General features: G+C 40.0%; 5 protein-coding genes. 1 reads left to right on the top strand and 4 read right to left on the bottom strand.

Annotated elements, in window-relative coordinates:
* Positions 1–74 precede the first annotated feature (74 nt).
* The 4 genes from AC25Y6_RS13400 to AC25Y6_RS13385 all read right to left on the bottom strand — a co-directional run bounded on the left by AC25Y6_RS13400 (position 75) and on the right by AC25Y6_RS13385 (position 9,706).
* Positions 75–3,107 carry an efflux RND transporter permease subunit gene (locus tag AC25Y6_RS13400; RefSeq protein ID WP_488143379.1) on the bottom strand — a complete coding sequence of 1,011 codons (3,033 nt, stop codon included), beginning with the start codon at positions 3,105–3,107 and terminating at the stop codon, positions 75–77.
* Positions 3,108–3,619: 512 nt separating this feature from the next.
* Entirely contained in the window at positions 3,620–3,787 is a 168-nt protein-coding gene (locus AC25Y6_RS13395; protein WP_488143378.1) for a hypothetical protein, read from the bottom strand.
* A gap of 165 nt (positions 3,788–3,952) precedes the next feature.
* The gene (locus AC25Y6_RS13390; protein ID WP_488143377.1) at positions 3,953–8,494 is read right to left on the bottom strand and encodes an endonuclease; all 4,542 of its coding nucleotides are present in this window, start codon (positions 8,492–8,494) and stop codon (positions 3,953–3,955) included.
* 561 nt (positions 8,495–9,055) lie between these two features.
* Positions 9,056–9,706, bottom strand: coding sequence for a hypothetical protein (locus AC25Y6_RS13385; protein WP_488143376.1), 651 nt, complete (start codon positions 9,704–9,706; stop codon positions 9,056–9,058).
* 530 nt (positions 9,707–10,236) lie between these two features.
* Between AC25Y6_RS13385 and AC25Y6_RS13380 the strand changes: the two genes are divergently transcribed.
* The gene (locus tag AC25Y6_RS13380; RefSeq protein WP_488143375.1) at positions 10,237–11,175 is read left to right on the top strand and encodes an agmatinase family protein; all 939 of its coding nucleotides are present in this window, start codon (positions 10,237–10,239) and stop codon (positions 11,173–11,175) included.
* Positions 11,176–11,235: the final 60 nt, after the last annotated feature.

The following is an 11,235-nucleotide window of genomic DNA, read 5'->3' as shown; positions in this document are numbered from 1 at the left end:
ACCCCAGAAGTTAGATTTTGACTCTAACTTTTGGGGTGCACATCAATAGCGTTTAAGCTAAGGTCTGTTTTTTATTATATGGAAGTATCTTGTTCAGCAGCCTGACCAATTCGCTGTTTCTTAGACTTTCTAAAATAAAGCAATTCATATATACAAGGGATAACAATCAGAGTTAGCAGGGTCGCCATGGCTAACCCACCGATAACAACAATCGCGAGACTTTGTGATACTAAACTTCCTGTTTCTGCTTGTTTCACTAAAAGTGGAAGCATCGCACAGATAGTTGCAATCGCAGTCATGAAAATCGGTCTCATCCTTGTTGCGGTTGCTTCAACAAGCGCATCACGAATAATCATTTTTTGTTCATTTTGTTTTACTCGGTCTAAAAGTACAATCGCATTTGTTACGACGATACCAATTAGCATTAATGCTCCTAGAAGTGCCGTGATATCAACTGGTATTCCACTGATAAGAATTCCTAAAATGGCGCCTATTGCAGCCAGTGGTAGAGAGCAAAGAATAGCGATTGGCGCTTTGATTGACTTAAATGTGATAACCATTATTAAAAATACAATTCCGATGGAAACAAGCATAATGAGAAATAAATCTGTAAAATCATCTGCTTGTTGGCTACTTGATCCACCTACTAGAACCTCGACATTCTCTGGAAGCTCCATGCCTTCCTTGTCTTTTTTATCACCGAAAATTTCTGCATTTATTCCGCTCGAGACTTCAGATAGTTTTGCAGGATCAACGGAAGCTGTTACTCGGAGGTAAGCATCCCCATCTTTATGGAACTGGTTGGTTGAACGCTCTTCACTTTGTAACTTAGCAATAGATGATACTGGTACTAGACCTGTATCAGTCATGACTGGTATATTTTCTATGTCTTCAGGTGTTTTCGTATCCAGGAGAGGTTCTAGAAATACAACTTTTTGTTTATCATCTAAACTAATCGTTCCTATTGGTGTCTTATTTAACATCACACCTAACTGTTGTGCGATTTGTTCTGTGTTTCCTTTTGTTGGATCAACAATGAGGGAGTGCACGGTTTTCTTTTCATCTTGATTGGTCGTAACTTCCTCTACGCCTTCCAGGTTCTGTACTTTTTCTTTTATAGTTGTTGCCACTTTTTCAAGACCCGCTAAATTTCCGCCTACTACATCAATGGTAATATTCGTACTTGCTCCTCCCATCATAAAGGAAGCAGTAGTTACTTCTAAGAGGGCATCAGGATATTGATCTTTTTTCTTTTCCATTTCAATTACGATGTGTTCTGTATCTTTTTTATCTTCTAATAAAATACTGAAGGTTGCTTCAGTCGGTGATCCAACCCAGCCATATTGTGCCGCTTCAGCTGGAGAACCTACCTGTGAAAACACATGTTTTACTTCATCCATTTTTTTAATAGATGACTCCAGTTCCATTGTTTTTTCCTTAACTTTTTCAAGTGGTGTATCATTCGGGTAACTTAGCGTGGTCAAAACATAGTCTGCAGAGGAGCTATCAACTGCACCTTTTGGGATAGCAAAGTAAGTACCAATGGATCCGATGAAAAGGAAGATGGAAATGGAGAAGACAATCCATTTATGATTCAGGGACCATGTAACTATCTTCGGAAAACGAACAGCTCGTTTAGGTTCAGGCAACTTTGTATTCTTCAATAATCCCGCACTCATTAACGGAACAACCGTCAAAGCGACGAGCAGAGATGCAAGCAAAGAATAGGTAACCGTTAAAGCGAATGGTAAAAGGAATTCTTGAAGGCCACCATTTAACAAGCTCATCGGTAAGAAAACGGCTACTGTTGTTAAGGTAGAAGCAGTAATAGCGACTCCAACTTGCTTAGTTGCATCAATAATCAATTGGACTGAGAATTGTTCTGTTTGCATTTTACGGAAAATATTTTCGATTACGACAATACTGTCATCTACTAAACGCCCAACTGCGACAGCTACACCGCCAAGCGTTAATATATTCAATGTTACACCCGACCATGACAGTAGAAATAGGGTGAAGCAAAGTGACAATGGAATTGATACAATTGTAATAAAAGTAGAACGGATATTTCGTAGGAAAATCATAATAACAATCGTTGCAAATAGTGCACCAAGGAGAACTTCTTTTATCATCGTATGAACGGAGTTTTGAACTAAATCAGCAGAGGAAATGTAAATAACTGATTCCTGCTGATTATAATTTTCATTGATTTCCTTTGTCACTTTTTCAATTTCTTTGCTAATAGTCACTGCATTGGATTGACTATCCTTTGTGATGCTAATATCTAAGCTATCCTTTCCATTAAAACGGCTAATGAAATTCAAGTCTTTAGTTTCTTTAATCGTGGCGATATCCCCGAGTGTTAAATTAGTTGCTACAGTTAAATTTTTCAATTTATCAATGCTTGTTAAATCGCCGATTACTTTAATATTGCTTGTTTTTCCATCAATAATCTTTTCACCGACAGCTACAGCGGTATTTTGACCATTAAGAATACTCATAATCGTTTGAAGAGAAATCTGATTTTCAGCTAATTTACCATCATCAATTTTTACGGAAATGATGGAATCTGTAATCCCATATACATCTACTTTGGAGACCCCTTTGATTTCTTGATAGAGAGATGTAAGTTTTTCGCGTGCAAATTCCATATTTTCAGTAGTCAAACCTTCATTAAAGCTGACGGCAATGTTAGCAATTGGAATCATAGAAGTATTTAGCTGTGAGATTGTTGGCTTGGATAAATAGATAGGCAAAGCTACATTGCTTATCGCTTCTTGTACATCCTGTTTGGCTTGTTTCATATCAGTTCCTGCCTCGAAGAACAGATCCACTTTTGAAAACCCATCTCCAGTTGTAGAATAGACGGATGTTTTTCCATTTAACCCTGTAATTGCTCTTTCAATCGGAATGGTTACTTCGGATTCCATTGTTTTGGAGTCAGTTCCCTGACCCATGGAAATAATAGTGACTTGCGGATTATCGGCAGATGGTAAAAACTCCATAGGTAGTCTGAAATAACTGACAACCCCTATCACTAATATTAAAATGGTAAATACAGCTACAGCGGCCTTGTTACCAAAAGCCCATTTGGTAAATGTCGACATAGAAATTCTCCTCCTAAAAACTATAGTATTTTACAAAATTCCGACTTATCAACATATGCTACCTTCCATAGTTTTAGTTGCATCCTAATTGTATAAAATAGAAATATATTCCACATTGCTCCTTAGTATTATCTTATCCTAAGACCTAAGGCTTAGCGTTAATGGGTAGTAGGTTCTCATTGAATTTCGAATTGTTTCTGAACCAGATACCTCGTATATTAGTAATAAGAGCTCTTTCCGATAGAATCTCCAGTTGATCCGGACTGCTGGGGAACCTGTTGGATTCCAATAGGAAATGGTCGCCTTTTGGCTTCCCCACCTTGATTTTTTTATCTGTTTCATCCTGATTACCGGGGAAGTCAAAGATGTTTCTCTTAACTACTTATGATTACTTGCTTGCAGGTACTCACCTGTCTTTTTATCATGCTTACAAATAAAGTATGGATATTATTTGTAATTCTGCAAAATAAAATTAACACTGTACGCACAGTATATTAAATTTATGTACTTTCTTATTCTTTGAGAAAAGGCAACTTCCACCAAATTGACGGAAGTTGCCCTTTTAATGCACTATTTATAGCGTTTGCCCACTTCTTATCTGCTCTCGACTTAGTCGATACAGGTAGTAGTCCAGTTCTTCCTTCATTCAGTATAAATGGTACTTTTAATTTAATAGACATTATCCAGGATATATCCCGACTATTACCAAAGAACAACCACCGGAGGCGCCTTTCTGTGGTAGCCGAGGCATGTATCCTGGAGAATTCATATCCCAGTCTTTACAAGTGGACTTTTTCAATGAGCTATCATCTGGCTACTCTTTATCTTCAATCAGGCACTTTAAATCACGATGCAATTCGTACATCTTCTGCACCAACCTGTGGCCAAATGAGCTCTACCCATTCCGGATGGTCAATGAACGGATTACGGTTCCCCTGCCATTGCTCGATAACTTCGTTGCGGTTTCGCTCAAATTCATCGATTGGATCTGATTCATGCCATTCCAGCAGAACCGAAAGTTTCCCGTGATATGGATTGCTTCCATTGTTAAGCTTTTCATTTAACTCAAGATCGACACGGTCTCCTTGCTCATAGCGAGTAGCCATGTAAAACAGGATACGAGCGACATCACCTTTTACTGCATCGGGCGGCTCCCAAGAATTCGCTGTTTTGTAACATCCGCTACATCCTTTTACACTACTCCCGCCGTTATCAAAATCCAAGTTTCCGCGTAAACTATTCACTTGGACATCTGTGGGACGCAAATGATGGATATCGGTACCCGGTCCTCTGCTTGTACCAAAATTGCCGTGGGATTTTGCCCACACATGCTCGCGGTTCCAATCTCCAACGTTTCCGCCATTGCGATCTTTAGAGCGTGAGTCTCCGGAATAGAACAAAATCACGTTGTTCGGATTGTTCGGATCTTTGTCCGTCTCCCGCAGTGCCGCCCACACTTCAGAGTAGTCTAGCTGCTTTTGCACCGAAATAATTTCATGAAGTGCATTTTTCAATGCCTGCCCTTCTTTTCCAACAGCGTCCTTGTAGTAACCGTTAGCAGGAACCGCTACAGCTGTTACTGTCACAGAGAAACTTGTCGTAACCGTTTTGTCGCCATCACTAGCTGTGACACCCACAATATGGCTACCTTTTTCAAGTGAAAGTGTTAAAAACCCTTCATTTACTTCGCCTTTCGTTGATGAAAACGTTAGTTCATCTCCATCAGGATCCGAGAAGTGCTCAGTAAGTACAACTGAGATACTCTCTCCTTCTGACACTGTTTTATTAGAAATGGCTTTGGTGACGATAGGTGCTTTGTTCTCCATTTTTGTTGGGTCGCCAATTCTTTTTCCATTTGAATTGTAAAACTCGATTGCATCCGGATTTGCACCCTTGATGAATTCGATGTTCTTCACATTTTCAGCGCCTCTAATTTGAAGTTGATGTGGACCATCGATGACGATATCCCCCATGACAGTGCCTTTCAAATCGACAATTGCGCCTTTTTTCTTCGGCTGAAGGATTAATTTATTTGTCCTAAAGCCTTCTCCGCTAACTTCCAAGTAATCTCCTTTGAATAGGATTCCTTCGTCAAGATAAGATTTCGCATCCATTTTCACCGCAACACTAGGTTCTGCAATGTTCAACTTTTTCTTTTTAAAGTTCACTAAGTCATACACTTTTTTCACATTAATCGGTTCCAAAACAACCGGCTCTTCGAATCCGATTTGGACGAGGACTGGATCATGGTCGCTTGCACGGCCTGCCATATCTGTAAAGTCTGCATTGATATGAAGAATATCAATTTCGGTTTGATCGACTAAGTGATTTGAAACTAAAATATGATCGAGCACTTGCGAATTACCTTGGTAGAGGTATGTGTAGCGATCAGCCGTTTCCACTTTGTTAATCAAATTTGTCATAAGATTTCCTTCATGAATCTTTAAGCTATCCGAGAATTGGAAGTCGTTAAAATCACCTAGAGAAACGACGTTCGCATTCGGATTATCCGTTTTTACGTCTTCAATGAAATCATAGACAATCGTTGCAATTTGTTTACGTTGTACTTCACTGCCATAGACCGGAGGCTGTGTTGAACCAAATAGTGGCGTATCACCTGATTTTGAATTCCAATGATTTGCGATAACAATCACTTGTTCACCTTGGAAGTCAAATTGCGCAGCAAGTGGCTTACGGCTGTTAGCGAATGCCGCGTTCTGCGGGTCAATGCGTCCTGGATTGAGTGTTAACTTTCCACTCTCGTAAGCTACCGAAGTAGATGCGTCACCTACAGGACTGCCTTCCGTCAACGATACACGCTCCGGATTGTATAGGAATCCGACACGAATATTCGCATTTGGTGCTCCACCGTCTTGATTCGAAACAGGATCGATATTGACGTACTTATAGTTCACGCCGCCTGCTTTACCGATTTCAGCAATCAATCTTTCATAACTTTCATTTGCTTTTGAATCCCCGGCATCTTCTCCGTTATTATCCTGGACTTCCGTCACACCAATAATATCGGGACTCTGCATATCTTCCGCAAACGCTCTTGCTAATTTTCGCGCTTTGTCTGCAGATGACGATTTTGTGTTGTTCGAGAAGTTTTCCAAGTTATACGATGCAATCGCTAACTTATCGTCTGCTTTGACAAGCGTCGTTTTTTCAGGTGTTGCATTGCCTTTTGTTTGTGCCGCCTGCATTTCATCCAAAGCCACATAGATTTTATAATTTTGGAATGAATAGCCAACTACACCCGTAATCGGACCTTTAAATGTATCGCCAGTAGCCACTTCAAAATCACGGGCCGCACCATTCGGCTCTAATCGGAACTGGACACGGTTTGCGTTTTGATTGTCTTTTTCTAACAGTAGACCACCGTGCAGTGTATTCGTCGGTGCCTGTTCAAGTACCGTGATTAAATCACCATGTTCTTGCGGAGAAACAGCTTTGACATTGCCGACTTGGACGCGCATTCCTTCCAAGCTCTCCCAATAGTCAATTGCGTCAACGTCAGGATTGAATACGGACAAACCGTCGCTATCAATCTGTTCACTTGGCATACTTTCTTCATCTATAAGAATAGGTGCTGGTAATTGCACACCTCTTTTTAAGACTGTTACTTTTCCGCCTTGATCATCACGGACATTGATTTGCGTTGCTTTCATGTCAGTCACTTGTCGATCCGCAAATCCGTCAATTGCATATTCACTGACTTTACCGGAGACAGTTACTAAATCCCCAACCTGAATCGGCCAAGCATTCCGTCCACTGTAAAGAATGATTCCTTCCGATGTCTTTGCATTGTCATCTGCTGCCGCATCGGGCGTTTGGATATGGTAGTATGTCGAACCACTTAGTGTAAATGAATAAGTGACAATGCCTTCAATACCTTCAACTGTCTGATTGTCGAATGGAGAAGTGTGGCTTTCCCCTTGGATATCATGAATTTGAAGACTGTCGGTAATTGTATAGGCGAACGTATTCGTTTCACTAACTTGACCCTCTTCCGTTTTTACTATTGCTTTAATGGTTGTATTTTCTGTAATGTTGATAGGTGCTTCATATTTCACACCAAATTCAAGTGGATTTGTTCCGTCTACCGTATAATAAATGGCTGCTTGTTTTGTGCTTGTTGACAGTGTAACCGTAGTCCCCCCTACGAATGTACCGCTTGCAGGATTCGCATTAACAGGTTGGACAATTGAGCTATCTACGATGATGTCTTCTTTAGAGCGTGGAATGAGTTGGTAATCAGCATCGAATTGCTGCACGATGCCTGAAATAGATTCATACTGCGTACCAACAGCTAGGTCCAATACATTGTTTTCATCGCGAACGATAAATTCCGTTGTACCATCTGTCGCAATATAATTGGCCCAACCTGCGCCAGTTTGAACATCAATGATTTCAATGTTTTCTGTCAGTACGAGTTGCGATTCGTTTTCTTCCGCAACGTTGGCACCTGTAATTGTTTTAGCAACCGGTGCGCCTACATTTGCAGTTTTCACTGCGATTGTCGCGCTGTCTAATTGAAGCAAACCGCGGTAATCGGCAAGTGTCCCAGTTAAAGTAACTTCATCACCAACCACGGCATTCAAACTAGTTGGACGCACGGCAATACCACCCGTAGCATCTTGGACGGAAATCGTATTTTTCAAATTCGCCGCTACGATTCCTTTAATAGTTACTGTCTCTCCCTTATTCATTGATCGCGCTTCTGCGATTGAAATGAGGGTTATAGGGTCTTCAGGGTCTTCAGGGTCTTCAGGATCCTCAGGATCTACCGGTGTTCCGCCTTCGAAGTCATGGAATCCTAAATTATCGAATGTGTCTTTAGGATAAACAATCCACTCAGTGCTACGATCGAAAGCATCATTCGGACTGGAATCACCTGTTGTTATTCCGGCACTCCGGACCAATGTCACATCGGATCCCCAGTTACTTCTAGTTCCAACTTGTCCAAATGAGTCAATCACTTCGCCAGATTTCTTCAAAACAAGTGCGTCGTCGCCATTGAAATTAATGACAGTTGTATTTGCCAATTGGCCCTTACTCTTAATAGCATCGCTGGCATCTTTATGATACAAAACATAAGTTTCTTCATTGCTCAAGGTCCCCGATAAAGCCATTTTGGAAGTAGCTTCCGTCGCCCCATTTGCATAGAGTTCCAATGTATAATTGCTTAAATCAAGCGCAGTTCCCGTCCCATTGTAAAGTTCCACTGCTTTATTAAAGCTGCTTCCCTCCACGTATTCAGATATCAGTAAGTCTGAGGAAACAGCTGCTTTTACCGTCTCCGGGTATGCAGGTCCTAGCAAACTCGCTACTAAACCAATCGATAAGAAGGTGTTCAAAGGCTTTTTCCACTTTCCTTTACGCATGTAATAATTCTCCTTTCTGATTGAAAACTAGCATTTATTCGGTATCCTTGCAAAAAGCGCAAAATCGCTCCCTTTCAGGTAAATTATTTGAATAGTTTATCTCCATATTCAGCATATCACCGCATGCAGGGGATCACCTAGTGACCTTTTGTAATGTTTTGTAAATTCTATGTAAATCTTTTGATGTTTATAAAAACTATTTATTTAGACTAATCTATATATCGACTAATATCCATGCACATTTTACTAGTTATGTGAGATAAAAAAATCCCGTTATTAGTGACTGATTCCATAATAGACGTTTCTGCGCTTTGAAAATTGATAGAGAAGATTCTATTCTTTTATTATAAAAGGTAAGCGCATTTTTACTTTGGTCATTATAAGGGAGCGACGAAGTCACTAATCTAAGCGCTTGTTTTGATGTACTTTAACTTTGTCCAAAGCGAACCGATAATGGTCGATAAGAAACCGCGCCACTTTTACCCTACTCGCTTCAGCTCGGATTGGTATTTTACAAAAAAAAAATCAGACAGCATATAACTGTCTGATTTCACATTGCACTCACGTAACGATTTCAGGAAACGTAATAATCATTTCTCCGTCAATATTGACAACCTCGATGAGCTCTTCATTGAAAAGATACGGGGTATCGTTTTTGTCTTGGGGAGTTACGGCTTCGTAACTATTCTTTGCGGACAAAACCTGAAAAGTCACAGGTACATAGCTGCCCTTGCTTAACATTTTTGTATTGCCCATCAAAAATATATCCTTACTGGATACGGCAAAACTGAGATGCCCTATCTGTTTATTCAATGAACCTGAAACTAATTTAATATCCTGTAATAATGATATCGTGCATAGAATGAAATCATTAATGAGTTCATTTGATAATTTGTCATAGCCATTTTGTTGAAACAACGTATTAAAGCCGTTTCTAATTTCTTTAAATGAAAAGACGTCTTCAATCTTCTTGGTTTTGATGCCATTGCCCACGTTATTAATAATATGCTTGCACTCTTCGAGATACTCACTTACGTACCCCATACTCTTTTCTCGTTCTGCCATAAAATCACTAAGTTTTTTAATGCTATCTATACCTTGTGCTTCATCATTTACGAGCATCATAAAAGCATAAAAGTCCTTCTCATCAAAACGTCTTTCAGCAAACTTTGAATAATAATGCGCAAATAACTGTTTTTCTTTCTTATCCACAGCGGTTCCTCCCTTAAATCTATACTTACATCATAACACGCGCGGATTAACGGGAGGTCAGTCAATACACAAAAAACAGCTTTAAATGAATCTTTGGTTGGTATTCAATGGGGGCGTTATGCAGAGTGAGGACATTTTTCAACGAGCAATGTATACGAAATTAGCTGTTGTTCTTTGATGAACTGAATGGCGATTTGATTGAACTCTTTCTGTTTTTCAATGTTAGATACATGCGGGTTACGAAACCTACGGAGAAGCATCCAATTCCCAAAATATACATCATGGGTGATCAAGCTTAGATGTTCCTCGGTCCAGTTAAAGAAGTTACAGTGCATGACCCGTCTGCTATGCTACATATTATTAAGCACTAAAAAGAGTAGACATTTAACATACATGTCTACTCTTTTTAGTATTCAATTCCACTCTTAATTTTAATTTTTTTAAAAGCGTATTGACTTTTTATAAAAATGACTCTATTATTCAATTAGAACATTGCAACAATTAATACACTTGAGAGGAATTGAAAACTTATGACTACAAACATTTATGGAAATACACCTTGCTTCCTAGGTGCTAAAAATATATCTGCCGATAAAAATACAGACGGAATCGACGCTGTTGTTTACGGTGTACCTTGGGAGGGTGCTGTTACGTGGGGTGATTACACAGGTTGTGAACTCGGACCGAAAGTAATGCGTCTTACATCTGCAAGATATAGCGGCTATTTACCAGAGCTAGATCATGTCGACGTTTTTGAACATATTAAACTCGGTGATATCGGTGATGTAGATGTCTTACCTGCTGATGTAGATGAAACAATGAAAAGAATCACAAACTTCACAAGTGAGCTATGGAAAAGCGGTAAATTCCTAATCGGACTTGGCGGAGATCATGGTATTACATTCCCAATCGTGAAAGCGCTCACAGAACAAGGCAAAAAGGTTGGCATTATTCATCTTGATGCACATTATGACAACCTCCCTTCTCATAACGGCGATCAGTATGCGCGATGCAGCCCTTTCGCAAGATTGTATGAGCAGGAAGGCGTACGAAATGAAAGCATAATCCATACAGGTATTCACGGGCCAAGAAACGAACCACAATCTGGACGCAACGCTAAAGATGCAGGTGCAGTAACGGTGACGATTAACGACATCCGTGGCCATAAAGACTTAAAACAACTTGGCGCTGAACTACATGCAATGGCAAGCGTTGATGTGGACTGCGTATATTTGAGTATTTGTAGCGATGTTTTAGACTTTGCCTTTAATCCAGGAGGTCCAGTTGACGGAAACGGACTGACATCTTACGAATTGCTGACGCTCGTTCATGAAATTTGTAAGCAAGGCGTTGTCGGTATGGACTTCGTGGAAATTTATCCGCAACAAGATGCAAACCAAAATTCAGCCCATTTCGCATCTTCAATCATTTTATATGCACTTGCTGGGCACATTGCCAGCAAAAAATAATTATGAGTTTGATTGGACGCGATGAATGTCGCGTCCAATACTTAGGAAACGGGTGAAACG

It is taken from the genome of Sporosarcina sp. Y1004 (genome assembly GCF_057669665.1).
This window is presented reverse-complemented; position numbering and strand designations above follow the sequence as displayed.